20 protein-coding genes and 2 tRNA genes are annotated in these 26,063 nt (G+C 69.9%); 16 read left to right on the top strand and 6 right to left on the bottom strand.

What is annotated here, in order from left to right; all coding sequences use genetic code 11:
* Positions 1 to 62: 62 nt before the first annotated feature.
* From HDC34_RS00110 to eccCa, 3 genes are read left to right on the top strand one after another with little or no spacing between them, the layout of a single operon-like run.
* Positions 63 to 1,397, top strand: a complete 1,335-nt coding sequence (locus tag HDC34_RS00110) for an EsaB/YukD family protein (protein ID WP_179555383.1) — start codon at positions 63 to 65, stop codon at positions 1,395 to 1,397.
* Positions 1,394 to 2,245, top strand: a complete 852-nt coding sequence (locus tag HDC34_RS00105) for a hypothetical protein (protein ID WP_179555382.1) — start codon at positions 1,394 to 1,396, stop codon at positions 2,243 to 2,245. Before HDC34_RS00110 ends, HDC34_RS00105 begins: the two co-directional genes overlap by 4 nt.
* Positions 2,242 to 6,219: a type VII secretion protein EccCa gene (eccCa, locus tag HDC34_RS18105; protein ID WP_179555381.1), complete on the top strand. Its 3,978-nt coding sequence runs from the start codon at positions 2,242 to 2,244 to the stop codon at positions 6,217 to 6,219. Before HDC34_RS00105 ends, eccCa begins: the two co-directional genes overlap by 4 nt.
* Positions 6,220 to 6,262: 43 nt before the next feature.
* Here the strand turns inward: eccCa and HDC34_RS00095 are convergent, their stop codons facing one another.
* Positions 6,263 to 6,550: a GNAT family N-acetyltransferase gene (locus HDC34_RS00095; RefSeq protein ID WP_179555380.1), complete on the bottom strand. Its 288-nt coding sequence runs from the start codon at positions 6,548 to 6,550 to the stop codon at positions 6,263 to 6,265.
* Between the two features lie 131 nt (positions 6,551 to 6,681).
* Between HDC34_RS00095 and HDC34_RS18100 the strand changes: the two genes are divergently transcribed.
* Entirely contained in the window at positions 6,682 to 7,641 is a 960-nt protein-coding gene (locus HDC34_RS18100) for a M15 family metallopeptidase (protein WP_179555379.1), read from the top strand.
* A gap of 150 nt (positions 7,642 to 7,791) precedes the next feature.
* Entirely contained in the window at positions 7,792 to 10,299 is a 2,508-nt protein-coding gene (locus tag HDC34_RS00085; RefSeq protein ID WP_257023034.1) for a hypothetical protein, read from the top strand.
* 115 nt (positions 10,300 to 10,414) lie between these two features.
* Here the strand turns inward: HDC34_RS00085 and pgm are convergent, their stop codons facing one another.
* Entirely contained in the window at positions 10,415 to 12,043 is a 1,629-nt protein-coding gene (gene pgm / locus HDC34_RS00080; protein ID WP_179555377.1) for a phosphoglucomutase (alpha-D-glucose-1,6-bisphosphate-dependent), read from the bottom strand.
* 67 nt (positions 12,044 to 12,110) lie between these two features.
* On the opposite strand from pgm, the gene pheA reads away from it, so the two are divergent.
* On the top strand, positions 12,111 to 13,058 hold the full coding sequence (pheA, locus tag HDC34_RS00075) for a prephenate dehydratase (RefSeq protein ID WP_179555376.1): 948 nt from the start codon (positions 12,111 to 12,113) through the stop codon (positions 13,056 to 13,058).
* Positions 13,059 to 13,061: 3 nt separating this feature from the next.
* Here pheA and HDC34_RS00070 read toward each other — a convergent pair whose 3' ends face one another.
* Positions 13,062 to 13,364: a hypothetical protein gene (locus HDC34_RS00070; protein WP_179555375.1), complete on the bottom strand. Its 303-nt coding sequence runs from the start codon at positions 13,362 to 13,364 to the stop codon at positions 13,062 to 13,064.
* Between the two features lie 447 nt (positions 13,365 to 13,811).
* On the opposite strand from HDC34_RS00070, the gene HDC34_RS00065 reads away from it, so the two are divergent.
* Both HDC34_RS00065 and HDC34_RS00060 read left to right on the top strand, forming a co-directional pair.
* Entirely contained in the window at positions 13,812 to 15,227 is a 1,416-nt protein-coding gene (locus tag HDC34_RS00065) for a hypothetical protein (protein WP_179555374.1), read from the top strand.
* A 159-nt stretch (positions 15,228 to 15,386) separates the two neighbouring features.
* Positions 15,387 to 15,698, top strand: a complete 312-nt coding sequence (locus tag HDC34_RS00060) for a hypothetical protein (protein ID WP_179555373.1) — start codon at positions 15,387 to 15,389, stop codon at positions 15,696 to 15,698.
* 24 nt (positions 15,699 to 15,722) lie between these two features.
* Here the strand turns inward: HDC34_RS00060 and HDC34_RS00055 are convergent, their stop codons facing one another.
* From HDC34_RS00055 to HDC34_RS00045, 3 genes are all read right to left on the bottom strand, one after another.
* Positions 15,723 to 16,037 (bottom strand): hypothetical protein, encoded by a 315-nt coding sequence (locus HDC34_RS00055; protein WP_179555372.1) that lies wholly within the window; start codon positions 16,035 to 16,037, stop codon positions 15,723 to 15,725.
* A gap of 125 nt (positions 16,038 to 16,162) precedes the next feature.
* Complete coding sequence (locus HDC34_RS00050) at positions 16,163 to 16,411, bottom strand: helix-turn-helix domain-containing protein (protein WP_179555371.1); 249 nt, start codon at positions 16,409 to 16,411, stop codon at positions 16,163 to 16,165.
* 166 nt (positions 16,412 to 16,577) lie between these two features.
* Positions 16,578 to 17,747, bottom strand: a complete 1,170-nt coding sequence (locus HDC34_RS00045) for a diacylglycerol kinase family protein (protein ID WP_104310946.1) — start codon at positions 17,745 to 17,747, stop codon at positions 16,578 to 16,580.
* An 84-nt stretch (positions 17,748 to 17,831) separates the two neighbouring features.
* On the opposite strand from HDC34_RS00045, the gene serS reads away from it, so the two are divergent.
* The 8 genes from serS (at position 17,832) to HDC34_RS00005 (ending at position 25,665) form a co-directional block, all read left to right on the top strand.
* On the top strand, positions 17,832 to 19,097 hold the full coding sequence (serS, locus tag HDC34_RS00040) for a serine--tRNA ligase (RefSeq protein ID WP_104310947.1): 1,266 nt from the start codon (positions 17,832 to 17,834) through the stop codon (positions 19,095 to 19,097).
* Positions 19,094 to 19,948 (top strand): HAD family hydrolase, encoded by an 855-nt coding sequence (locus HDC34_RS00035; RefSeq protein WP_308807198.1) that lies wholly within the window; start codon positions 19,094 to 19,096, stop codon positions 19,946 to 19,948. Before serS ends, HDC34_RS00035 begins: the two co-directional genes overlap by 4 nt.
* A gap of 8 nt (positions 19,949 to 19,956) precedes the next feature.
* On the top strand, positions 19,957 to 21,456 hold the full coding sequence (locus HDC34_RS17500; RefSeq protein WP_308807197.1) for an LssY C-terminal domain-containing protein: 1,500 nt from the start codon (positions 19,957 to 19,959) through the stop codon (positions 21,454 to 21,456).
* A 98-nt stretch (positions 21,457 to 21,554) separates the two neighbouring features.
* Positions 21,555 to 21,642: transfer RNA gene (locus HDC34_RS00025), tRNA-Ser, on the top strand.
* A gap of 29 nt (positions 21,643 to 21,671) precedes the next feature.
* Positions 21,672 to 23,042 carry an LCP family protein gene (locus HDC34_RS00020; protein WP_179555370.1) on the top strand — a complete coding sequence of 457 codons (1,371 nt, stop codon included), beginning with the start codon at positions 21,672 to 21,674 and terminating at the stop codon, positions 23,040 to 23,042.
* Positions 23,043 to 23,147: 105 nt separating this feature from the next.
* On the top strand, positions 23,148 to 24,455 hold the full coding sequence (locus HDC34_RS00015) for an LCP family protein (RefSeq protein ID WP_179555369.1): 1,308 nt from the start codon (positions 23,148 to 23,150) through the stop codon (positions 24,453 to 24,455).
* Positions 24,456 to 24,557: 102 nt separating this feature from the next.
* Positions 24,558 to 24,647 (top strand) — tRNA-Ser (locus HDC34_RS00010).
* 172 nt (positions 24,648 to 24,819) lie between these two features.
* The gene (locus HDC34_RS00005; protein WP_179555368.1) at positions 24,820 to 25,665 is read left to right on the top strand and encodes a Cof-type HAD-IIB family hydrolase; all 846 of its coding nucleotides are present in this window, start codon (positions 24,820 to 24,822) and stop codon (positions 25,663 to 25,665) included.
* Positions 25,666 to 26,063: the final 398 nt, after the last annotated feature.

The raw sequence follows: 26,063 nt of genomic DNA, 5'->3' as shown, positions 1-26,063 counted from the left end.
GCAGCCCTGGCATCCGGCAAGCGAACTCCGACGTCCGGCGCCCGAACCCTGAGGAGCACTGAGTGTCGTACACGCGACTCACCGTCATCGGCAGCGAGCGGAAGGCAGAGCTTGCGCTGCCGAGCACCGAGCCCGTCGGAGTGCTCCTCCCTCACGTCCTCGAGCTGCTCGACGAGCACCCGCACGGCGGTGACGTGCTGATCCTGACGACACTCACCGGCGCATCCCTCGACTTCGACGCGACCCTCGAGGAGCAGGGGGTGCGGCCGGGCGCGATGCTGCGCGTGACGACAGCCGACGACGCCCCGCAGGCGCCAGAGGTCATCGACATCACCGACGCCATCACGGAGGCCGGGGCCGCGAGGCGGGACGCTTGGGGGGAGGCGCACGCGCGCACGACGCTGGCCGTCGCCGCCGGGGTCGCGGCCGCGGGTGCCGCCATGTGGGCCATGGGCGCGTTCGCGCTTCCGGCGCAGTGGATGCTCGCCGCCGCGGCACTGCTCGCTGCCGCTGGAGCGGGACTCGCTCGCTCAGACCAGCGGTTCGCGGCGGTCGCCGTCGCGAGCGCAGCGATCGGGTTCTCGCTGCCCGCCGCGTTCGGGCTCGCCGCGGAGGTCGGCAGGGACGGTGGCGCCGGCGGCGCCGCGGGGCTGCTGCCGAACACGGTGCTCGTCGCCGCCATGTCCGCCTGGTTCGTGCTCGGACTCGTGTGGGGCATCGGGTTCCAGCGGGGCTCGGCGAGGTACGGCGCCGCAGTCGGCCTGATCGCCGGCAGCATCCTCTTCTTCCTGAGCCTGGCTGGTTTCGATCGCGGTGGCGTCGCTGTCATCGTGTCCGTGCTGAGCGTCGCGGCCCTCGGCGTGCTTCCTGGCGCCGCCCTCTCCCTCAGCGGCCTCACGTCCTACGACGACCGCATCATGCGCGGCGATCGCGCCTCGACGGTTGACGTGCGCGCTGCGATCGCGGAATCGTTCGCGCAGCTCACCTGGACGGTCATCGCCGTGTCGGTCGTGGCCGCGCTGTCGCTCACCGAGCTGCTGCTCTCGGGCGACCCGTGGCGGCAGGGGCTCGCCGCGGCCCTCGCCATCGTCGCGCTCCTCCGCATGCGCACGTTCCCGCTCGCGCCTCCTCGTCTCGCACTGCTGGCCGCCGCTGTCGTGCCCGGCATCCTGTGGCTGCTGTCGACGCCGCTCCTCGGCGACGGTGAGAAGGCTCTCGCCGCGGGCGTCGTGGCGCTGCTCGCGGTCGCCACCGCCGCGTGGAGCCCGAGCGGGGTCGTCGCCGCCAAGCTCCGGCGCTGGGCCGACGTCGTGGAGCTGCTCGTGGTGCTCACGGTCGTCCCGCTCGCGCTCGGCTCGTTCGGGATCTTCGCCGACCTCCTCGAGGCGTTCCGTTGAACCGACCGAGCGCCTTGCACCTGGCCTGGCCGCACGCGTTCACGGCGCGCGGGGCGGCCGAGCTGCGGGACCTCCGAGAGCGTGCCGCCGTGCCGCTGGCGCTCCGCCGTCGTGTCGGCGTCGCCTCGCTCGCGGTCGGCGCCGGATGCACGACGGTCGCCGTGGAGCTCGCCCGGTTCCTGTCGTCGGTGCGGCGCGACCGAGTGCGCTTCGTCAGCGCGCAGGGCGGGAGCGCTCGCCCGGAACGCGGCCTCGATGGCACGGCCGTCGAAGCGCTCGAGCTGTCGCCGGCCGAGTGGCCCGCCGACGTCGACGCCTGGTGGCGGCTGCACCGCGCGTCCAGCGACGCCTACGACCTCACGGTCACGGACTGGGGCGCGACTCCGCTGGAGCGCATCCGCGACCTCGCGGAGCACTCGCACGTGCTCTGCCTCGTGACCCCGGCGGACCGGTCGAGCGTCCAGCAGGCGCTCGACGTCGCCGCCGCCATCGGCGCGCACACCAGGGTCGTGCTCGTCGCGGTCGACGTGCAGCGTGTCGCTGGTCTCGCGACCGAGATGCTCGTCGATAACCTTCCCTTCCCGTCTGTGCTGCTGCGACACGACCGGAAGCTGCGCGATGGCGCGGGACGGGGCCTCGACGGCGTGCGGATGCTGCGCCTCGGCGCCAGGGTCATCGATGCGGCCGCGGGGGTGGCGGCACCCCCGGTGCCCACCCCGGTCGCGCCCTCGGCTCCGGTCCCGCACGCGCCGCGGGCACCCGTCGCGCCGCCCGCGCAGGCGCCCGTGTTCCCCCCAGCGCCCAACCGACCAGCATCCACCTCCGACCGATCAGGGAGGCGACCGTGAGCATCCGCGACGCACACAGGCCCACCCGGACCGTCTTCCCGGCCCAGAGGCCCGAGCCCCGCCAGCTCGCCTCGCCGCCCACGCTGAGCGACGAGGCCAGCGCGACGCCATTCCAGTTCCTGCTGCCGGTCGTCGGCGCGCTCACGTCCGTCACGATGATGGTCGTCATGCGCAACGGGCAGCCGCTGTTCCTCTTCATCGCCGGCATCGTGTTCGTCGTCGCCATCGTCTCTGGTGTCGGCTTCGCGATCTCGGCCAGGGGTCGCGCCGGCCGGGCGCTGCGCATCCGCCGCAAGCGCTACCTCGATTACCTCGAGCGGCAGCGCACCGAGCTGCGCGACGAGGCGGCCGGGGCGGCGCGGGCCGCGAGGCTCGTGCATCCCGACCGCAGCGGCCTTGCCTCCCTGGTGCAGGATCCCGCTCGCCTCTGGGACAGGCGCCGCGGCGACCCCGACCACCTGCAGGCCCGCGTGGGCACGGCGACCGTGCCGTGGTTCCAACTCGGGGTCTCCGCTGAGGACTCGCCGACCGAGCCCGCCGACCCCATCCTGCTTCGCGAGGCGCAGCTGCTCGCCGAGACGCACAGCGAGGTGCCGGGGATGCCCGCCGTCGCGGAGCTTCGGGGCGCATCCGTCGTCGCGGTCATCGGACCGCGGGAGCGCACCGTGCCCCTCGTGAGGGGGCTCGTCGCCCAGCTGGCGAGCCACCAGCTCCCGGACGACGTGCAGCTCGCCGCCGCCTTCGCTCCGGACCGCGGAGACGACTGGCGTGGCTTCGACCTGCTGCCGCACGCGCAGAACCCGCGCCTCTTCGACGGTCCGATGCCGGCGCGTCGCGTCGCGCCGGACCTCCGCCAGCTCGCCGCCGTGATCGGGAGCGAGCTCCTCGACCGCACCCAGACGGCCGCCGCCGCGAGGCGCCGCGGTGGCACGGCGACGACGCTGACCAGTCTCGTCGTGGTCGACGACCGCCACGGCGAGCCCGCCCGCCCGCTGCAGCTCCCCGACCGCAGCTACACGCCGAGCGAGATCGGCGTGACCATCGTCCACCTCGTCGACGATCGCCTCCACGAGCCGGACGACGTCGACGTGCGCATCGAGCTCGATGCCGACGGCGGTGCGGCGCTCACGCACAACGCGGGCGGCAGCGAGCAGCGCACGCTCTCATTCGAAGCCGACGAGGTGACGTCGACCGCGTTCGAGGGCCTCGCCCGCACCCTGGCCGCGCGGCGCACCTTCGCCACCGTGGGGGCCCGCGACGACGAGGGACCCGCGGCCGACATCGCCGAGATCCTCGGCGTTCCCCTCGACAAGCCAGTCGCACTCGAGCGCGTCTGGGCGCCGCGACAGCCCTCGGAGTTCCTCCGTGTCGCGTTCGGCGTCAACGATCAGGGCCGCCCGGTGCACCTCGACCTCAAGGAGAGCGCGCAGCAGGGCATGGGCCCGCACGGCATCTGCATCGGCGCGACCGGCTCCGGGAAGTCGGAGATGCTGCGCACGCTCATCCTGTCGCTCGCCGTCTCCCACCCGCCGGAAGACCTCGCGATGATCCTCGTCGACTACAAGGGCGGGGCGGCCTTCGCGCCGTTCGAGGGACTCCCGCATCTCGCGGGCCTCATCGACAACCTCGCCGACGACCCGCAGCTGACGGTGCGAGCGAAGGCCTCGCTCCAGGGCGAGGTCGTGCGCCGACAGCAGCTCCTGAAGGCCGCGGACTCGTCACCGTCCATCTCGCACTACCGCGAGCTGCGCCGCACTCGCCCCGAGCTCGCGCCCATGCCGCACCTCTTCGTCGTCATCGACGAGTTCGGCGAGCTGCTCACGGCGGAACCCGACTTCATCGACCTGTTCCTGCAGATCGGCCGCATCGGCCGCTCCATCGGCGTGCACCTGCTGCTCTCGAGCCAGCGCATCGAGGGCGGCAAGCTGCGCGGGCTCGACACCTACCTGTCCTACCGTCTCGGTCTGCGCACGTTCAGCGAGGCGGAGTCGCAGGTTGTGCTCGGCTCCGGCGACGCCTTCCACCTGCCGCCGATCCCCGGCTACGGCTACCTGAAGGTCGACACGAGCGTCTACCAGCGCTTCCACGCCGGCTACGTCTCCGGTCCCATCGACGAGGTGGCTGAGGCGCGCCCAGTCACGGACGACGAGCAACCGCGCATCGTCGAGGTGCCCCTTTTCAACGGCATCGACAGCGGGGGAGACCCTGACGCACCGCTCGTGCTGCGCGCCCCGGAGACGCGCCGGACCCTCATCGACGACCTCGTCGCCCAGCTCGACCGGCCGGAGAAGGTCAGACCGGTCTGGCTGCCCCCGCTCGCCGAGCGCATCTCGCTCGGCGAGGCGTTCGCGGCCGGCGCGGACAGTTCAGCAGACCCCAGCGATTCCGGCGAACACCCCCACGGCCCCGCCAACCCCGGGGGAGCGCATCCGCTTCGCTTCGTCATCGGGGTCGAGGACGAACCCGGGAACCAGCGGCAGGAGCCGTGGGTGCTCGACCTCACCAAATCGGGTGGCCACGTCGCCATCATCGGTGGCCCGCAGTCTGGGCGGAGCACGGCCCTGCGCACGATCGCGGCATCGCTGGCCCTCAGCGGCGCACCGGGCGCCGTCGGCATCTACGGCATGGACCTGACAGGGGGCGGCCTCCGCAGGCTGGAGGCGTTCCCGCACGTCGGCGGCGTCGCCACGCGAGGAGACGACTCCAGACTCGTGCGCCTCGTCGAGGAGCTCACCGCGATGCTGCGGATGCGCGAGGAGCTCTTCAAACGGCACAGCATCGACAGCACGGCGCAGCTTCGCGCCATGCACGCCGCGGGGAAGCTGCCCGGACTGCCGAACGCCGACATCGTCCTCCTCGTCGACGGCTACGGCGCCCTCCGCCAGGACTTCGAGCACCTCGACGGGCCGTTCACGAAGCTCATGCTGCAGGCATCGAGCTACGGCATCCACCTCATCGTGACGCTCGGCCGCTGGAGCGAGCTGCGCATGGCGCACCAGTCGCTGTTCGGGACGCGCATCGAGCTGCGCCTCAACGACCCGTCCGACTCGGCCATAGACCGCAAGCTCGCCAAATCGGTGCCAGCCGACTCCAGGGGGCGCGCGCTCACCGACGCGAAGACCCTGGCGCAGTTCGCGCTCCCGACGCTCGAAGCCGTCGACCCCGACCAGGTCGGCGACGCCCTCGAGGAACTCGCGGCCAGAGCGGCGGAATCCTGGAGCGGGCCCGCCGCAGCGCCCATCCGCCTCCTGCCGAACGTCGTCGACCCGTCGAGCCTGCCCGACGCGGCCGACGAACCCGCCGCCGTGCCCCTCGGCCTCCGCCAGGACACCATGGACACCGCGCTGTGGGACTTCCTCGACTCCGACCAGCACCTGGTCGTGCTCGGGGATGCGAAGAGCGGCAAGTCGACGGCGCTGCGCGTCATCGCGAAGGGCCTCGTCGAGCGGTTCACTCCAGACGAGCTCGCGATCGCCGTCGTCGACCCGCGCGGCAAGGTGCCCGGCGTGATCCCCGAGGAGTACCTCGCAGCCCACGCCAAGTCGGCGGCGCAGGCGAGCGGGCTCGCCGCGTCCATCGCAAGCGAACTCGCCGAGCGGCCAGGCCGCACCGCCGAGGAGCTCAGGAAGACGCCGAGAGTCGTGCTCCTCGTCGACGACTACGACATCGTCGCGGCCGGCGGCACCGACCCGCTCGGGGCGCTGGTCCCTCACCTGCCTGCGGCTCGCGACCTCGGCATCCACATCGTCGTCACGAGGCCCGTCGCCGGGTCGACGAGGGGCATGTACGCGCCGTTCCTGCAGAGCACGCGGGACACGGGCGGGGCGCTGCTGCTGCTCTCCGGCGATCGCAGCGAGGGGCAGATCGCGCCGCGCCTCTACGCCGAGCGGATGCCCCCGGGCCGCGGCAAGTACGTGCGACGCGGAGAGGCTCCCGCGGTCGTGCAGCTCGCGAACCTCCCCGAGCGCGCCTGACGGGTCGGCGGCTGCTCGGTGGGTGTCTGGCCTGCTGCGTCGCTCAGCGGGTGGTCAGCGGCTGGTACTCGGGATGCTTGCGGATGAACGCCGCCACGTACGGGCACTGCGGGACGATGGTGAGCGCCGACTGCTCGCCGAGCGTCGTCAGCGCCGCATCCGTCAGGACCGCGGCGAGTCCCTGACCCTGATAGGCGGGGTCGACGACCGTGTGATCGATGACGATCGCGTCGGCCGTCGTGACGTAGCTCAGGAATCCGATCTCGGTGCCGTCGCCGTCGTTGAGGGCGAAGCGCGAACGATCCTGCTGGTGCTGGACGGAATTTGACATGCGCAGAGGCTACGCCGTCCCACCGGCAGAAGACTCAGTGATTCCGCCGACGATGCCGAATGCGAGCATCGGTGTCCGCACCCTCGGCCAGTCCCGGACGACCCCGCCAGCGCCTGTGCGAGGGTTGACCGGTGACTGAGGAGCAGCAGGACCATACGCCGGACGGCCGAGCGTCGGAGGCTCAGGCGCCGGATGATCAGGGGCGGCGCGCCGAACGTGCCGGGCGGACCAAGCGCAAGGCCTCAGCGCGTGTGCGCCGGAACCGAAAGATCGCCGCGGCGGGTCTCGCGGTTGTCGTGCTCCTGGGAGGCGGCTTCATCTACTGGGCCGTGACCGCCGCATCGAACGGTGACGCGAGCGTGCCGACCATCGCATCCACCTCGGCCCCCGCGACGCCAACGGCCACCCCGACTCCCACCGCCACACCGACCCCGGAGCCGACCGCGACGGCCGAACCGACTCCGACCGAGACGCAGCCACCGGCCTCCGCGCTCGACATCACGGACCCCAACAGCATCACGGTGCTCGTGAACAAGCAGACACCGCTGGTTCCCGCCGACTACGCGCCCGCCGACCTCGTCGCCATGTCGGAGATCGGCGTCCCCTCCGCCAACGGCCACTCGCTCCGCTCGGAGGCGGCGACCGCGGTGCAGACGATGTTCGCGGCGGCCAGCGCCGAGGCGGGGCTCACCCTGGACATGACCAGCGGGTACCGCGACTACGGGCTGCAGACCGAGCTCTACACCGGGTACGTCGCCGACCTCGGCCAGGAAGCAGCCGACCTCACGTCGGCTCGTCCCGGGTACAGCGAGCATCAGACCGGGCTCGCCGCCGACATCTCGTCGCAGGGCGAGGGATGCGTGCTGGAGCAGTGCTTCTCGACGACGGCGGGTGGTCAGTGGCTCGCCGCGAACGCCCACCGCTTCGGCTTCATCCTGCGCTTCCCGGACGGGGCGACCGCCACCACCGGGTACGAGTTCGAACCCTGGCACTACCGCTACGTCGGCACGGAGACGTCCGCCGCGATGCAGGCGGCTGGCACCAGCACGTACGAGGAATTCCTGGGCGCTCCCGCGGCGCCAGGCTACTGAAGAGGCCAGGCTCGGTAGAGTTCTGCCAGAGCTTTGGAAGCAGAAGCACTCCAAGACCAGGAGGTCGAGATGGCAACGTGCCCCACGTGTGGTGCCGAAGCGCAGGTCGGACAGAGATTCTGCGCCGAGTGCGGTACCAAGCTGACGGCCGTGCGCCCTCGCGCCGCCGAAAGCGACGGCAGCAACGCTGCTCCGCGCCGACCGGCTGATATCGGTGCGGGCGGCTTCCGCTGGAACGCCTCGGCCCCCACTCCGCCCTCGGAGGTCGTCGGCCGCGCTCGCGAAGAGGCAGAGCAGAAGACGGCGCCCACTGACGGTGACGACTTCTTCGCACGGTACCGCCCGAAGGCCTCGTCGCCGAGCGCGCCCGAGACGGACGACGCCGGCAGCGAACCGGAACCCGCGGCTCCGGAGCCCCCGTCGTTCCTCCGCTCGCGTCGCCGCTTCAACCCCGACCTGCGCGCGACGGGTGAGCGAGGCATCGTCACGCCCGAGACGGTCATCCCTCCCACTCCGGCGCGCCCACGCACCCCCGCGCCAGCTGAGCCGCCCGTCGAGGCGCCGACCGCTGAAGAAGCTGCGAGCGCTGAGGCTCCGCAGGCTTCTGCAGCGTCGACGCCGAACACGACGGGTCCAGTCCGGGATGCGTTCGCGTTCGAGCCGCCGACAACCGAGTTCGACGTGCTCCCCATGAACACCCCGCCGGCGCGGTCGTCCTCCCAGCCCGGCGTGCCCGGTGGAGACGACAGCGAGCCGCGCGGACAGGTGCCGAGCTGGTTCTCCGACCTCGAGGGCACGGGCGACCCCGCACCCGTGGAGCAGGCGGCATCCGCCGCGCCCGCCCCGTCCGCGCCCGCACCGCGCCGTGAGGCGCCATCGGAGACCGCTGCTCCGGAGAGCGCTGCACCAGCCAGCGCCGCACCGCAGTTCGGGAGGCCGCCCGAGCGGGCAGCAGCGGCGCCGACCGCCGACTCCGACCAGCGGGCAGCCGCTCCCAGCTCATCAGCTGACGCTGCGACGCCGGCCTCGACCGATACGGGGCTCGAGGGTGTCGGTGCGCAGTCGGGCGCCACCAACGAGGCCCCGCGTATCCCCTCGTTCCGCGCCGAGCCGCCGGCGCTCCCGACGCCGCGCGTCGTCCCCTCACCGCCGCCGATGCCCGCCACGGGAGACCCGTTCCGCGGCGCATCCGCTGCCCCCGTCTTCCCGAGCGGGCCGGCGGTCGTTCCCGGCGAGCCGCCCCGCGCGGCACCTGCCGGGAAGAGCGCCTTCGATGAGCTCCTTGCCGGTGAGCGCAGCGACGGCAGCGTCCTCGATGACTCCGATCGCCCGATCGTGTCTCGCGACTTCGAGCAGACCGGCATCGTGCCGCTGCCGTCTCGCAAGCGCGAGAGCTTCGGTGAAGCGCGCGACTCCGAGCGACAGGATGCGGCCGAGCTGTTCGGTGCCTCCGGCGCCGCGGCAGCGCAGACCCCGCAGATGCCAGAGCCCGCAGCCCAGGTCCCGAGTGCAGCGCAGGCACCGAGTGCGCCGGAGGCTGAGCCGCCGACGCGCGCGCTGCCGAAGCAGCACACCGGGCCCGCCTTCGGCGAGGACGTCGACCAGGGCCAGGGTGTCAGCCACGGCCGGGGCTTCGCGCAGGATCAGGATTCCGCGCAGGGTCGTGACTTCGCGCAGGATCGTGACAGCGACCGGGATGCGCGCTTCGCTCCGCCTGAAACGCCTCAGGGAGGCCAGCGCGAGCAGGACCCTGCCAAGGAGCTGCTCTCCAGCTGGTTCGACGAGGACGACGCGGACGAGTCGTCGTCCGCCCCGGCGTCCGCTGGCGTGCGAGCGCCTCGTGCGCCTCGCCGTCCCGGGCCCGCGCCGCGTGGGGCCGGTGCGCCTGCTGCCGCCCCGCCGCGGTCCACGGGGCCCGTTTCCTCGGGACCGGTCAGTGACGAGCCCGACGTCCAGCCGTCCGATCGGAATCCGTTCGACCGAGTGGGTGCCGCGCTCGGCGGCGGGAGCGGCGGAGGCGGTGGACGCGTCGGTGCGGCCGTGCGTGGCCTCGACAACCGCAACCGTCGACGCCTCGGCATCATCGCCCTCTCGGTGGTCGGCTCGATCCTGCTGATCATCTCGGCGATCATGATCGGCAACGTCGTCGGAGCGAACCGAGACGACCCCATCGCCGGCGGCGACCCCTCCGCGAGCGAGACCGCCGCGGAGCAGCCCGCCACGGAGGAGCCGGCACCGCCCGCCGGGCCGGCCGCCGTCGCCGACCCCAACTTCGCTCCGGTCACCTTCACGAGCGAGACCGGCAACATCCGCTGCCAGATCACCCCGGAGACGGGCGTCACCTGCCAGCAGTACACCGTCGACTTCCCGGTTCCGGAACAGGCGTGCCAGGCCGGCGCGACGGGCGTCGTCGTGGGGCTCGATTCCAACGGCTACACGTTCCCGTGCCTCACGGCCGACATTCCGCTTGAGGGTGCCGTCGTGCAGCCCTACAACTCGCCCGTGGTGCTCGGCGAGTTCGTGTGCGAGATCACCTTCGAGACCGGCGTGACCTGCTTCAACGCGTCGGGTGACATCGTGAGCGTCGAGTTCTCCGCTGGCGTCGGACAGGCTGGCCGCCTCAGCGCGACCAACCCGACTCCCGCCGAAGGCCAGTAGCAACCCGCCGGCGCCCGCCGACACAGAACGCCGCCTGCGTTTCCACCCTCTCGAGCACGTCCAGAGGTGGGAAACGCAGGCGGCGTTCTAGCGGCGGGTGGTGCGGTGCGCTCGGTCAGGAACTGAGCGCCGCGTCGACGATGGCCTTGGCCTCCGCCTGCACGAGCTTCAGGTGCTCAGGCCCCTTGAACGACTCGGCGTAGATCTTGTAGACGTCCTCGGTGCCGGATGGGCGGGCGGCGAACCACGCGTTGTCGGTGGTGACCTTCACCCCGCCGATGGCCGCACCGTTGCCGGGGGCGTGGCTGAGACGTGCGGTGATGGGGTCGCCGGCGACCTCGACCGCTGAGATCGCGTCGCCGTCGAGCTTGCCGAGCACCGCCTTCTGGGCGGGGGTGGCTGGTGCGTCGACGCGCTCGTAGGCCGGGCGACCGAACTCCGCGACGAGCTCCTCGTACCGCTGCGACGGCGTCTTGCCGGTGACGGCGATGATCTCGGCCGCGAGGAGGGCGAGGAGGATGCCGTCCTTGTCGGTGGTCCAGACGGTGCCGTCCTTGCGGAGGAACGACGCCCCGGCGGATTCTTCGCCGCCGAACACGATGGAGCCGTCGATGAGGCCGGGGACGAACCACTTGAAGCCGACGGGCACCTCGACGAGCGTGCGGCCGAGCGAGGCGGCGACGAAGTCGATCATGGTGCTCGACACGAGCGTCTTGCCGATGCCGGCCGACGCGGACCACTCGGGGCGGTTCGCGCACAGGTAGTCGATGGCGACGGCCAGGTAGTGGTTGGGGTTCATGAGCCCCGCGTCAGGGGTGACGATGCCGTGGCGGTCGGCGTCGGCGTCGTTGCCCGTCAGGATGTCGTAGGCGTGGCGTCGCGCGAGCACGGAGGCCATGGCGGACTGCGAGGACGGATCCATGCGGATCTTGCCGTCCCAGTCGAGCGTCATGAACGGCCAGCGCGCATCCACGTCCGGGTTCACGACCGTCAGGTCGAGGTCGTACTCGTCGGCGATGGCCTGCCAGTACCGCACGCTGGCGCCGCCGAGCGGGTCGGCGCCGATGCGCACGCCCTCGCGCTTGATGGCGTCGACGTCGATGATGTTCTTCAGGTCGCGCACGTAGTCGCCCTTGAAGTCGTGGCGGCCCACGTTGCTCGCATCTGGGGTGCCGCGCTTCACGCCCTCGAGGCCGGCCTCGATGAGCTCGTTGGCGCGGTTCGCGATCCACCCGGTCGCGTCGCTGTCAGCCGGGCCACCGTGAGGGGGGTTGTACTTGAAGCCGCCGTCCTGCGGCGGGTTGTGGCTCGGGGTGACGACGATGCCGTCTGCCTGCTCGGTGTTGCCCGGGTCGGCGTTGTAGCGGATGATCGCGTGCGAGAGCGCGGGGGTCGGTACCCATTCGTCGTCGAGGTCGGCGAGCACGGTGACGCCGTTGCCGACGAGCACCTCGAGGGCGCTGCGCTCGGCCGGCTCGCTGAGTCCGTGCGTGTCACGTCCGATGAAGAGCGGGCCGGTGATGCCCTGAGCCGCTCGGTACTCGACGATGGCCTGCGTGATGGCGAGGATGTGCGTCTCGTTGAACGAGGAGTTCAGGCTCGAGCCGCGGTGGCCGCTCGTGCCGAACGCGACGCGCTGCGTCGAGACGGCGGGGTCGGGGATCTTCTCGGCGTACGCAGCGATGAGTGCGTCGAGATCGATGAGGTCAGTTTCAAGGGCGAGGCTGCCAGCGCGATCGTGCATGCCCTCAGTCTGGCACCGCGCGGTGTCTCGTGGGGAGGAACTCATGCATCGGCATAGGCTGAACCCCATGACCGATGCCAGCACCGTGCCAGATGAGCGAGAGACGTACTCCTACCTCGGGCCGGCTGGCACGTTCACGGAGGCGGCGCTCGGCCAGGTCGCCGCCGCCGAGGGTCAGATCTGGCGTCCCGTGAGCAACGTCGGCGAGGCGCTCGCCGATGTCACCTCCGGGCGCAGCGTGGCAGCCATGATCGCGATCGAGAACAGCATCGAGGGCGGCGTCACGGCGTCTCAGGATGCGCTCGCGACGATCCCGGGACTTCGTATCGCGGGCGAGTATGAGGTGGCGATCTCGTTCAGCCTCGTCGTCCGGCCCGGAACGCGTCTCGAGGATGTGCGCACGGTGTCGGCGCATCCGGTTGCGTACGGCCAGTGCCGCAGGTGGCTGCACGGCAACATCCCGGGGCACGAGCACGTCGTCGCGAACTCGAACATCTCGAGCGTCAACGCGCTGTTCGACGAGCGCGGCGACATCGACGCCGCGATAGCGCCGCGCGGGGTCGAGGATCGCTTCGACGTGTCGGTGCTGGGTGAGGGCATCCAGGACAACAAGACGGCGCGCACACGGTTCGCGCTCGTGAGCCTCAGTCGTGAGCTTCCGGCTCGGACGGGAGCCGACAAGACGAGCCTCATCGTCGAGCTTCCTGAGGAGTTCCCGGGGTCCCTCATGGTGATGCTCGAGCAGTTCGCGACTCGCGGCGTGAACCTCTCGATGATCACGTCTCGCCCTCTACCTGACCGCATCGGCTCGTATCGCTTCGTGCTCGACCTCGATGGCCACATCGACGACGCGAGGGTTGCGGATGCGCTGCTCGGCCTTCGCCGCTTCAGCCCGCACGTCATCTTCCTCGGCTCGTACCCGCGGGCGGATCGCAAGCCGGTCGTCGTCGACCCCAAGTGGGGCGACGAGCACTTCGGCGAAGCGGTCGACTGGCTGAGCTCGCTGCGCGGCTGAGGTTCATCGCGCGCTGGCCTCGGTGAGGTTCGCGCCGAGACGGCGTGCGCTGTCGACCGTGAGATCGAGCACCGGGCCGCCTCGCAGGAGGACCGCGAGCCAGGGAACACGTTCGTGGCGTTCTTGATGCTGGACGAGCACCAGCGTGTCGATGGCGAACGCATGCTGACGTTCGCGGTGGGACGCCGGCGCTCGCGTCACCACGGAGACCTCTCTGCTTGCGCCGTAGTGCAGGGTCTCATCGGCATCGAGATGCAGGGCGATGCACCATGCGGGGCAGAGCGGGGTGCCGGATCGCGTGATCATGCGCGTTCTCCTCTGGTGTGCACGCGGAGGGGCTACCCCGGTCCGGCACAGCCGGGGCGGCTGCCGCGCGAAGCGGATGCTGGGCTGTTCGGACAACGTAGAAGTGACCGCCGACATTCTGTGTCGTCTGCCACTCGGCCGGTCTCACACGCCGCCACCGTGCACCACGTAGCGCACCGCACACCCCAGCGCCAGGGGGAGAAGTACCCGAAATTCGCCCCTTGAAAAAGGTCACGTTCCTGTTACGTTGGACAAGCACTTTGCTGACTCCCATCTTCGCGTGCTACCCAACCCCGGTTTCGGGACGGCGACGGTGGGTTGGCGGGACACCGCCTCAGCGCCGCAGAGCCGCAGAGCCGGAGTGCGATCACCACGCGGGTGGTCGCCTCTTGCGAAGCAGCGCCTCGCAGCACCGACACGACCCGCAACCAACGAAGGGGCCCACGCTTGAAGAAGCAGCTCGAACAGCTTGAGTCGGAGACGGGCTCGCGCTCGATGTCGGCTCGCGGCGGCGTCCGCAAGACGCTCGCATCCATCGGACTCATCGGCGGAATCGTCGCCATCTCTGCCGGTCTCGGCTCGGCCCCTGCGCTCGCAGACACCCCGAGCGAAGACCTCACCGGATCTCGGACGGAGCCGGTCGCGGCACCGTCGCGCCACGGCGACGACACCCGCTCGCACCTCTCGCGCTCGACGGAGCCCGTGCGCAACTACGTCATCCAGCCGGGAGCGGAGCTCCCAGCGGGTGTCACGCCCGACGAGGCCGCGATCTGGGAGATCTACGTCAAGATCGCGACGCCGTCGTTCATCAACGAGCACATGTCCACGTACGAGACCTACAACAACCCGAGCAGCAACACCGCGGCTTCGGTCAACCAGGACAGCGCCGACCCCTCCAAGTGGCAGCTGAAGGTCAACCTCGCCTACGCGGACGACCAGGCCATCCTCACCGAGACCCTCATCCACGAGTTCGCTCACGTGCTCTCGCTCAACACGGAAGAGGTCGACCTCACGTACGCCTCTTGCGAGAAGCTCGAGCTCTGGGAAGGCTGCCCGCAGCCCGACTCGCAGATCCTCGGTTTCTACGAGAACTTCTGGGAGCCCTACGGCGACGCGGCTCCGCCGCAGGACAACTACGACTGGAACGTTGCCAACGCCTGGTACGCGACCCACGAGTCGGACTACGTCAGCAACTATGCGGCGATGAACATCGTCGAGGACTACGCCGAGACCTGGGCGGCGTTCGTCGTCACCGACGTCCAGCCCACGGGTGACACGGTGCTCGCCGACAAGTTCGAATTCCTGTGGAGCGACGCAGAGCAGCTCGAGCTGCGCAAGAACATCCGCATCGCCCTCGGCTTCGACGTGGCCCCGACCCCGACGGCTACCCCGACGGTCACGGCGACGCCCACCGCAACGGCAACCCCGACGGCGACGGCGACGCCGACCGCAACGGCAACTCCGACGCCCACGGCTACGGCAACGACCGAGCCGACGGCAACCGCGACGACGGAGCCCACGGCTACGGCAACCACGGAGCCGACGGCAACCGCGACGACGGAGCCCACGGCTACGGCTACGGCGACGACGGAGCCGACGGCAACCGCGACGACCGAGCCCACGGCTACGGCAACGACCGAGCCGACCGCGACGCCCGGCACGACCATCACGGTCACGCCTTCGGCATCCGCGTCGACGTCGGCCACCCCGACTGAGACTGCGGTGGCCGCTGGCAGCGACGACACGCTCGCAACCACGGGTGGAGAGTTCGACGCCGCGCTCGCGTTCGGCATCGCCGGTTCGGTGCTGCTCGCCGGTACCGTCCTCCTCCTCGCGCAGAAGAAGCGCAAGCAGGACGCCTAAGCGCCAGCAGATCCAGGTCCGGCGCACGCCGGTCTGAGAGACTGGGCGGCCTACCCCGACACGGGGTGGGTCGCCCTTTTTCGCGCGCGGAAGGACGCAGTTGTGTCTCCGGATGCGCGTGTCCTTGCGTCCGCAGTCGTACCCGGAGAAGAGACACACGTGTCGTCAGCTATTCGCCACAGCCCTCGCCAGACCCCACGTCAACGCGTTCGTCGCGTCGGACTCGCCGTCATCGCCGTCCTCCTCGGTGCAGCGCTGCTCCTCTGGGGGGCCATGCAGGCGCAGGCCGTCGAGGTCGCCTCGGCTGCTGCGGAGCAATCCGTTCCCCGCGCTGCGGTGGTCACGATCGCCGTGCTCTCCGGGGTGATCGTCGTGCTGCTCGTGGCCTTCGTCGTGTGGATGCGGCGGCGTGCGCGCTCGGAGCGGGATGAGATCGATGAGTCGGGTAGGGGAGCGGCCCGTTCCGACTGACACCCTCGGGTGTCTTCGCGACGTTCAGCGACGCGCGTCGGTTGCGAGGTCGAGGAGTGCGGCGGCGAGGTGATCGGCGCTCAGCGTCGTGAGGTCGAGGACGGCTGCGCCCTCGTGGAGAACCGCGATCCACGGCGCAGGCTCACCCGTCTCCTGGTGGGCGACGAGCTCGAGCGTCATCGGCGTCGCGGACAGCTCTGGGCGGAACAGGCGCTCGCCGGGGCTGGGGCGCCGCATGACCGCGAGCTCGATGCTCGCTCCGTGGTGCAGGGTGTCGCCGTCGAGGTGCAACGCGATGCACCAGGTCGGGCAGGTGTTCGTGCCGGTGGTGTGCGTCATCGATCGCTCCAGGTGTCGGCGGATCAGCGGGAGGGAAGCGAGGGGACCCGGCACAGTCTGTTCTCGCTGCCCTGCACCGACAAGCTACGGCTTGCCACCGACATTGGTGAGGTGAGGCTGCGAGGTCAGGCGCTGGGGGTCGCATCCGTTCGCGCTGAGGTGTCGTCGTCGAGGAGTTCCATGGGGGCCACGCCGAGGAGCTCCGCCATGCCTTCGAGCGTCTGGAGGGTGATGTTCCGCTCGCCTCGTTCGACGGAGCCGATGTAGGTGCGGTGCAGTCCCACGACCGCGCCGAGGGCCTCTTGGCTGATGCCGCGCGAGAGCCGGATTCGACGGATGTTCTTGCCCACGCTTCGCTGGAGTTCACCGACCATGTCCCAAATGATGGAGGAATGCTACTCATGAGTCTACAGAGTTATAAGTAGCATTCTCGCGCTTGATTCCGAGAGGATGCAAGCATTCCGGGCGGCGTCGGCGGAGAAGTGAGGCGCGCGACCGCGGCGCACGCCCGGATCGAGCGTGCTTCCCGGGCGCGCCGCCTCAGCTGAGCGCAGGCTTCTTCGGCGAGTTCTCTTCTGCAGCCAGGCCGAGCCGTCGCGCGAGCGTGCGCAGGCCCTCGTTCTCGGGGATGGGCTTCGGGGTGCGCACGGTGAGGCTCGCGGGCTCGATCCAGATGCGCGCAGCCGTGATCCGGCCGGCCGCATCCCCGTCGACCTCGAACTCCTCCGGGCCCGAGTCGAGGCGGAAGGTGACTTCTTCGACCTGGGCGTACGTGAGCGCGCGCACGTGCTTGCGGCCTTCCAGCAGGATGCGCCGGCCGACGTCGGTGCGACGCATGATGCCGGACTGCACGACGATGCGCCCGTAGATCTGCAGCCACCCGAGGAGCCCGTTCGGGCGCATGATGGCGAGGTCGAGTCGCCCGTCGTCGATCTCGGCGTCCGGGAGCAGGTGGAGCCCGCCGGGCATCAGGCCGCAGTTGCCGACCATCACGGTGGCGGCCCGCAGCGTGCTGGCGTGCGACTTGCCGTCGACCCGCAGCCGCAGGTGGAAGTTGGGCCCGTTGGCCACGGAGCGGATGATGCCCCCGAGGTACGCCACCCACCCGACCTTCTTCTTGAGGTCCTCTGAGGTGTTCGCGATCATGCCTGCGTCGATCCCGACGCCGCCCATGACGGTGAAGGCCATGCGCTCGCGGGTCTTGTCCTCGCGTTCGACGGCGGCCCAGCCGAGGTCGATGCGAGCGTCCACTCCGCCGAAGGCTACTTCCACGGCGCGCGCGACGGTGGTCATGGGCAGCGAGGAAGGCTTTGCGCCCGGCAGGATGGTGGAGGCGCTCTGCACCATCTCCGAGACCGTGTCGGTCACACCCCCGGCCACCTCGATGCCGATGTTGCGGGCGAGCAGGTTGCCGGTTCCGCCTGGCACGACGCCGAGGGCGACATCGGTGCCCGCGAGCGTCTCGGCGACGAGCCGGACGGTGCCGTCGCCTCCGGCGGCGATGACCATGGTCGCGCCGGCGGCGATGGCCTCCTTCGTCTGCCCGGCGCCAGGATCCTCGACGGTCGTCTCGAACCAGAGCGGCTCCGGCCAGTCGTACCGCTCGGCGCTCTCGGCGGCAGCTGCGCGCAGCGCTTTCGTGTCGACTTTCACTGGGTTGACGACGATGGCGGCGAGCTTGTCTGAACCCTGTCGGGCGGTATGCGGCATGCAGTGAGCTTAAGTCAGCCATGGTGTGCGTCAGCGCCGAGCTCCGCTCGTGCCCGTGTCACCTGCGCCAGCTAGGCTTGGCCCGTGATCGACGCCCAGCTTCTCCGTGACCAGCCCGACCTTCTCAAGCGCTCGCAGCTCTCGCGCGGCAACGACCCGGCGACGGTCGACGCGGCCCTCGAGGCGGATGCGGCTCGCCGGTCGGCGATCTCCGAGTTCGAGCGTCTGCGTGCTGAGCAGAACGCGGCGTCCAAGCTGGTCGCGAAGGCCAGCAAGGAGGAGAAGCCGGCGATCCTCGCCTCAGTCAAGGAGCTCGCTGCGAGCGTCAAGGCCGCGAGCCAGGCCGCCAACGAGGCGAGCGCCGCCGCGGACGTTGCGATCGGGCGCATCCAGAACCTCGTCATCGAGGGGGTCCCCGCGGGTGGCGAGGAGAACTTCGAGGTGCTCAAGACCGTCGGGGAGCGGCCGAGCTTCGACTTCGAGGCGCGCGACCACCTCGAGCTGGGCGAGCTGCTCGGCGCGATCGACATGCAGCGCGGCGCGAAGGTCTCCGGTGCACGCTTCTACTTCCTCCGCGGCATCGGCGCGCGACTGGAGCTGGCCCTCATGTCGTACGCCCTCGACGTCGCGATCCGCAATGGCTTCGTGATGCTCACGACGCCGACGCTCGTGAAGCCGGAGATCATGCGCGGCACCGGGTTCCTCGGCGAGCACGCCGACGAGGTCTATCACCTGCAGGACGACGACCTGTACCTGACGGGCACCAGCGAGGTCGCGCTCGCGGGCTACCACTCGGATGAGATCCTCGACCTCGAGGCCGGCCCGCTTCGCTACGCCGGCTGGTCGACCTGCTACCGCCGCGAGGCCGGCTCGCACGGCAAGGACACTCGCGGCATCATCCGCGTGCACCAGTTCAACAAGCTCGAGATGTTCGTCTACGCGAAGCCGGAGGAGGCGGAGGCGGAGCATGAGCGGCTCCTCGGCTGGCAGGAGGAGGTGCTGCAGTCGCTCGGCTTGAGCTACCGCGTCATCGACACCGCCGCGGGAGACCTCGGCTCTTCGGCTGCTCGCAAGTTCGACGTGGAGGCGTGGGTGCCGACGCAGGACGCGTACCGCGAGCTCACCTCGACGTCGAACTGCACGACCTACCAGGCGCGGCGCCTGTCGACGCGGCATCGCACCGAGTCGGGGAAGACGACGCCGGTCGCGACGCTCAACGGAACGCTCGCGACGACTCGCTGGCTCGTCGCCCTGTTCGAGACGCATCAGCGCGCGGACGGCTCGGTGCTCATCCCCGAGCCCCTGCGCCCGTACCTCGGTGGCCTCGAGGTCATGGAGCCCGTCGCGTGAGCGCGGAGAGCCTGACGGGCCTGGGCACCTCGAACGAGGCGGATGCCGCAGGCGAGCGGATGCTCGTGGCGCTCGACATCGACGGAACGATCCTCGGCATCGACGGCGCGATCCCAGACGCCACGTTCGAGCAGGTTCGCCGCCTGCAGGCGGCAGGCCACGAGGTCATGCTCGCGACGGGCCGCAGCTGGGCGGACACGCGCCCCATCGCGGAGCGGCTCGGCCTCGACTCGCGGTTCCACGTCTCCGCCAACGGGGCCATGACGCTCGAGCGGGATGCCGTCGCCCAGGGCGGATACGCGACCCGGTGGATCGAGACCTTCGACCCCACCGAGGTGCTCGTGAGCCTGCGCGGCGCACTCGAGAACGCCATGTTCGCGGTCGAGGACCCGCACGGCGTGTTCAAGTACAGCGGGCACTTCCCCGACGGCAGCTTCGAGGCTCGGGGCCAGGAAGTCCCCTTCGAGCAGCTGCTCAACGCCGAGGCGACGCGTCTGGTCGTCATCTCGCCCGACCATTCGATCGAGGAGTTCACGGCGGTCATCGAACGGCTCGGGTTGCACGAGGTCAGCTACTCGGTTGGGTGGACGGCGTGGCTCGACATCGCGCCGGACGGCGTCAACAAGGGCACCGCGCTCGAGCGTGTGCGTCGCGAGCTGGGCATCCCGATGGAGCGGGTCGTCGTCGCCGGCGACGGCCGCAACGACATCGAGATGCTGCAGTGGGCGGCCAACGGGGGAACGGCCATCGCGATGGGCGACGCGCCTCAGGAGGTCATCGACGCCGGCAACGTGCTGGCGCCGGACTTCGCCCACGACGGCCTCGGCGTGGCGCTGAGCACGCTCAGCTAGGCACGAGCGTGACCGTCGACGTGCCACGGAGGCGGAAGCGGCCGCTCGCCGCCATCGGGCAGGGGCTCGACGGCTTCTTCTTCGTGTTCGCCGGGCTCGCCGCGATCTGGCTCGCGTTCCTCGTCGCCGACGACTCCCTGCAGGTCGGCTGGTGGGGGATCCTGCTCCTGGTCATCTTCTGGGCGCTCCTCGCGTACCTGGTGCTGCCGCGAATGCACCGCATCCTGACGACCGTGTACGTGCCCGACTACTTCATCGGCAGGGCCCGCACGAGCGACGGCCTGCTTGGCGACCCCATCAACCTTGGGCTGCTCGGTCACGAGGCGGAGCTGCATGAGGCCATGCGGGCCGCGGGCTGGACTCGGGCCGATGACATCTCGCTGCGCACGAGCCTCGGGATCATCTCCTCGACCGTCACTCGGCGCAGCTACGACGAGGCGCCGGTGAGCCCGCTCTTCCTCTTCGGTCGGCAGCAGGACTTTGCCTACCAGCAGGAAGTCGCCGGGAATCCCGCGAAGCGGCACCACGTGCGGTTCTGGAAGTGTCCGGAAGGCTGGCTCCTCCCAGGCGGCACGCGCGTCGACTGGCTCGCGGCCGGCACCTTCGATCGTGCCGTCGGCTTCTCGCTCTTCACGCTGCAGGTCACGCACAAGATCGATGCGGACACCGATGTCGAGCGGGACCACATCGTCGCGACCGTGCTCCAGGGCACGCCGCGGGCGTCGGTCGCGATCCTGAAGGACTTCTCCACCGGGTACCACTCGCGCAACGGGGGTGGTGACTCGATCCGCACCGACGGCAACCTCCCGGTGCTGCAGCTGCCGAGCGCCGTGGATGCTGCGACGGGCGTCTCGTCCCCGGTGCTCGAGCCGCTGGCGAACGCCGCGTTCGAGCGCCAGCCCACGGTCGCCCCTGCCCCTGCCCCTGCCCCTGCCCCTGCCCTTGCCCCCGTGACCCCCGGCCCCGCATCCGCTCCCGCTCGTCCGGAGCGCTCGGCGAAGAAGCGGGCGGCGTTCGAGCCCCTCAGCTCGTCGAATCCGGTCGAGGCCTCCGTCGGCGAGGCCGTGCGACGGCACGGCCGGCCGATCACGACGACCTTTGGTGCCATCGTCGTCTTCGGGCGAGGGGTGCTCGCCCTGCTCTTCTTCGGGGCGCTGGCCCTTCTCGGGCCCGACGGCATGCGTGAGGTGCTCACGGATGCCGACCTCTCCGGCACCGATGCGGCGACGCTCGCGGAGCCCGCCTGGATCGTGGCGATGATCGCGGGCGCCATCATCGTCCTCACCTCGCTGCTGCTTGGTGTGCTCGTGCTGCGCGGCGTCAACTGGGCCCGCATCACGCTGCTGCTCTACGCGGCGGCGTCGATCGCCCTGCAGTTCGGCAGCTGGTGGGCCGGCGACGAGGAAATCAGGTTCAGCACTACCCTCGCGTTCACGGCTCTGGATATCCTGTCCCTGCTGGCTCTGTCAGGGAAGCCGGCGCGTCAGTACTCGCGGCAGCGTCCGTGAGGTCGCGGGTCCTCCCCGGGTAACCAGACATTTCACTTTCGGTTACCATGGACACGCGACAAGCTCGAAAACGATACTGAATCGTTGTGAGCAATCCTGGAGGGCTGTCCGAGCGGCCGATGGAGCTGGTCTTGAAAACCAGTGGGCAGCAATGTCTCGTGGGTTCGAATCCCACGCCCTCCGCCACCTAGCCCCTGACGTGAGGAACCCCGCCTGTGACGCACTCCGGACCTTCCCGCGCACGGCGCGGCTTCGTCCCGGGCCAGGGCGTCAAGGACGAAGCGCCGAAGGTCACCTCGGCGCGCCACGGCAAGCTGCACGTGACGACGCCGACGAACTCGGTGGTGAAGACGGGGACGATCGCCCTGTGCGTCGCGCTCGTCAGCGTCATGTTCGTCGGGGCGCTCGCCTGGATCAACCTGCAGTCGAAGGTCACGACCTTCGACATCGCCGACCCGTCAGGTTCTGAGGAGCCCGCGAACTTCGCCGAGATCGAGGGCGGCATCAACGTGCTGCTCGTCGGCAGCGATGACCGCACGGGGCAGGGTGCCGAGTTCGGCGAGGGCGAAGCGGACGCGGACGGCGTGCTCAACGACGTCAACATGCTCCTCCACATCGCGGAGGACCGCTCGAGCGCATCCGTCGTCAGCATCCCGCGAGACACGATCGTCAACAAGCCCGCTTGCACCAACGACCAGGGCGTCGCCATGGAAGAGGCCTACGAGGTCCCCATGAACAGCATCCTCGGCGAGGGCGGCATGAACTGCGTCGTCTCCACGGTCGAGGCGATGAGCGGCATCGAGATCCCCTACGCGGCGATGGTGAAGTTCCGCGGCGTCATCGAGATGTCCAACGCCGTCGGCGGCGTCGACGTCTGCGTGGCGAACGAGATCAACGATGACTACGTCGGCCTGTACCTCCAGCCGGGTGACTACACGCTGCAGGGCGAGGATGCGCTGAAGTTCCTCCGCACCCGCCACGGCGTCGGTGACGGCAGCGACCTCACCCGCATCGCGAACCAGCAGGTGTTCCTGTCCTCCCTCATCCGCGAGGTGAAGAGCGCGGGCACGCTCACGAACCCCGTCAAGCTCTACGGCCTGGGTGTCGCGGCGACGCAGAACATGACCATGTCGAGCTCGCTCACCGACCCGAACACGCTCGTCAGCATGGCGATGGCGCTCTCGCAGGTGCCGCTCGACAAGATCACGTTCGTGCAGCTGCCGACGGGCGAGTACGACTCGGCGCGAGTGCAGCCGCTCGAACCGGACGCGACGGCCATGTGGGAGCTGCTGCGCACCGACCAGTCGCTCGAGGTCGCCGGTGCTCCAGAGGCGACGGAGACACCTGACCCGAACGCGACGGTCAACATCGATCCGGAGACGGGCTGGGTGATCGACCCGACGACGGGCTTCCCGATCGACCCGGCCACGGGCATCCCGGTCGACCCGGCCACGGGCATCCCGGTCGACCCGGCAACCGGCCTTCCGGTTGAGACGGCGCCAACGACGGCCGTGCCGCAGCCGACGCTCGCCGGTCAGCGCGCCGATGAGGAGTCGTGCTCCAACGCGAGCACGTCGCTCTTCTGAGCTCGGTGAACAGCGGCGAGCGCTGCTCGGGCGTGGTCAGGTGATCCACGTTCGCGAGGCCTATGCTGACGAACTCCACGTACGCTTCGGGGGAGGCCCGCACCTGTGACGACTTCTCGACGACGGGGGAGCAGCGCTCAGTGCTTCGACCGGGCCGGCGACGACGGCATCCTGCACCCGGATGCGCGCGGCGGGGTCGCCCAGCACGGCCGGCTGCCCGTGACGTCAGCGGCTCGCTCGCTTGGCAAGGGGCTGCTCATCGCGTTGTCGGTGGCGCTCGTGAGCGTGCTCGCCATCGGCGGCATCGCTGTCGCCGGCCTCTGGGGGCGGCTCGACGTGCTGCCGAATCCCGGCGGAGACGACGAGGACACCGTGGCGTTCGATGAGATCGAGGGCGGCTTCAACATCCTCCTTGTCGGCAGCGATGACCGCACGGGTCAGGGCGCCGAGTACGGGGAGGGCGACGAGGACGCGTCCGGCGTGCTCAACGACGTGAACATGCTGCTGCACGTCTCTGCCGACCGCACGCACGCATCCGTCGTCAGCATCCCCCGCGACACGATCGTCGACCAGCCGGCGTGCACCAATGACCAGGGTGTTGCTCAGGAGGAGCGCTTCGAGGTGCCCATGAACAGCATCCTCGGCGAGGGTGGCATGGGCTGCGTCGTCGAGACGGTCGAGGCGATGAGCGGCCTCGACATTCCGTACGCGGCGATGGTGCAGTTCCTCGGGGTCATCGAGATGTCGAACGCGGTGGGCGGTGTCGACGTGTGCGTCGCGAACGAGATCAGCGACGACTACGTGGGCCTCTACCTGCAACCCGGCAACTACACGCTGCAGGGCGAGGATGCGCTGAAGTTCCTCCGCACCCGCCACGGCGTGGGCGGTAGCGACCTGCAGCGCATCGCGAACCAGCAGGTGTTCCTCTCATCGCTCATCCGTGAGGTGAAGAGCGCTGGCACCCTCGCGAACCCGACGAAGCTGTACGGCCTCGGGGTCGCGGCCACGCAGAACATGAAGATGACGAAATCGCTCGCCGACGTGCCGACGCTCATGGGCATGGCGTCAGCGCTCAACCAGGTCGATCTGTCGAAGATCGCGTTCGTGCAGCTGCCGACGGCCGACTACGACGGTGCTCGGGTCATGCCGCTCGAGCCTGACGCGACCGCCATGTGGGATCTGCTCGCTGCCGACCAGCCTCTGTCGGTTGCCGGGGCGCCGACCGGTGAGGATGGCGCGGCCGGTGACGGCACGACTGGCGACGGCACGACTGGCGACGGCACGACCGGTGAGGACGCGGCGACGGATGCGCCCGTCGACCCGAACGCGCCGGTCGCGACCCCGGCGCCGACCTTCGCAGGCCAGGCAGCCGACCAGGAGTCGTGCTCCAACCCGACGACGCTCTTCGGATAGTCGCTCGACTCGGCTTGGCCGGCGCGTGCCACGAGCAGTCGCAGGCCAATTTGCCGCTCGGTTCGGAACTCGGCTCGCGACCCGCTACGATAGGTGAGTCTTGGAGACGTCGCATAGTCCGGCCGAGTGCACCACCCTGCTAAGGTGGAGTCCCCTTTGAGGGGACCAGGGGTTCAAATCCCCTCGTCTCCGCTCTGCAGAGAACACCAAGATGAAGCCCCGGTCCGAGCCCAGCTCGGAGCCGGGGTTTCGTGTCTCCAGCGGCGGCACCTGTGGTGCGACCACCCGCCGGTCTTGGCGAGACGCGCACGGCATAGGGTTGGTTGGTCAGTGCCCCTGCACTCCCGAACCAACGTGAGGTCACATGCCAGAACGCTCGAGCAGTCCCAAGATCGCCTTCCTCGATGTCGACGGCACGATCCTCGACCACGGGCGTCGGATCGCTCCTTCGACGGTGCGAGCGGTGCGTGAGGCACGTGCCGCGGGGCACCTCGTCTACCTCTGCACCGGCCGAGCGGCCGGGCACATCCCGCAGGCGGTGCTCGATATCGGGTTCGACGGGGCTGTCACCAACGGCGGGGCCTTCGCGGACGCGGGAGACGTTCGCGTGCACGAGGAGACGATGCCGCGGGCCGAGCTCGACGCCCTCATCGCGCACTTCGAGAAGCACGACCTTCACTACTTGCTGCAGAGCGACAAGCGCGTCTACGCACCTGCCGCCACCCGGGCGGCGCTCATGCAGCACCTGCAGGCCGCGCGGGTCGGCAAGGTCGAACCGCAGACGTCGCCGCAAGAGGGGTTCTCTGCCGAGCCCATCGAGGATGCACCGCTCACCGAGATCGCGAAGGCGGTGTTCTTCACGGAGCAGCCTGGCGCCGTCGACCGGGCGAAGGCCGAGTTCGGCGAGCGCTTCCACATCGTGCGCGGGAGCATGCCGCTGCCAGGTGGTTCCGACGGGGAGGTCGGTCTTCCGGGCACCACGAAGGGCGCCGCCATAGAGAAGGTGCTCGAGCACCTCGGGCTGGACCGTGCTGATGCCATCGGCATCGGCGACAGCTGGAACGACATCGAGATGTTCGACGTGTGTGGCGTCGGGATCGCGATGGGGAACGCCGACCCCGAACTGCAGAAGCTTGCTGATGAGGTCACCACCACCGTGCTGGAAGACGGCATCTCCACGGCCTTCGCCCGCCACGGCCTGGTGGAATAGCGCCCGGAGCCGCCCCCAGGCACCCGGAGCCGCCCGGTCCGCGTGCCCGACCACGGGCGCGACACGCCCGGGTTCAAGGGTGGTTTGACCTCTGGATCGAAACGCGGGTAAGTTACACAGGTTGCTTCCGAGCGGCAGGGAAACCGGCCAGGAAGAGGCGCACATAACTCAACATCAGGACCAAGAACGTCCAGTAGCAATTGCGAATCTCGCACAGCTCAAGTTGACAAGGTTCCAAGCCTGATGTAAGTTAGAGAGGTTGCTCTCGGGAGATGGTCGAATAGGCCGGAAACGAGAAGCGTCCGATTCTTGAGAACTCAACAGCGTGCACTATGTCAAATGCCAATTTGATCCCGTGCCTCTTCTTTTTGGAGGGGTAAGGATTCCTTTTGGAAACA

Origin of the sequence: Pseudoclavibacter sp. JAI123, from assembly GCF_013409665.1 — a bacterium.
Taxonomy (GTDB): domain Bacteria; phylum Actinomycetota; class Actinomycetes; order Actinomycetales; family Microbacteriaceae; genus Pseudoclavibacter.
The sequence above is the reverse complement of the archived record's forward strand: the minus strand, read 5'-3'. Positions and strand labels throughout refer to the sequence as shown.

What these genes read in the sequence shown, in the direction of transcription:
- pheA (WP_179555376.1), top strand. Translation starts at nt 12,111, where the DNA reads ATGACCGATGCCAGCACCGTGCCAGATGAGCGAGAGACGTACTCCTAC.
- pgm (WP_179555377.1), bottom strand. Translation starts at nt 12,043, where the DNA reads ATGCACGATCGCGCTGGCAGCCTCGCCCTTGAAACTGACCTCATCGAT.
- HDC34_RS00095 (WP_179555380.1), bottom strand. Translation starts at nt 6,550, where the DNA reads ATGTCAAATTCCGTCCAGCACCAGCAGGATCGTTCGCGCTTCGCCCTC.
- HDC34_RS00055 (WP_179555372.1), bottom strand. Translation starts at nt 16,037, where the DNA reads ATGACGCACACCACCGGCACGAACACCTGCCCGACCTGGTGCATCGCG.
- HDC34_RS00050 (WP_179555371.1), bottom strand. Translation starts at nt 16,411, where the DNA reads ATGGTCGGTGAACTCCAGCGAAGCGTGGGCAAGAACATCCGTCGAATC.
- HDC34_RS00005 (WP_179555368.1), top strand. Translation starts at nt 24,820, where the DNA reads ATGCCAGAACGCTCGAGCAGTCCCAAGATCGCCTTCCTCGATGTCGAC.
- HDC34_RS00070 (WP_179555375.1), bottom strand. Translation starts at nt 13,364, where the DNA reads ATGATCACGCGATCCGGCACCCCGCTCTGCCCCGCATGGTGCATCGCC.
- HDC34_RS00045 (WP_104310946.1), bottom strand. Translation starts at nt 17,747, where the DNA reads ATGCCGCATACCGCCCGACAGGGTTCAGACAAGCTCGCCGCCATCGTC.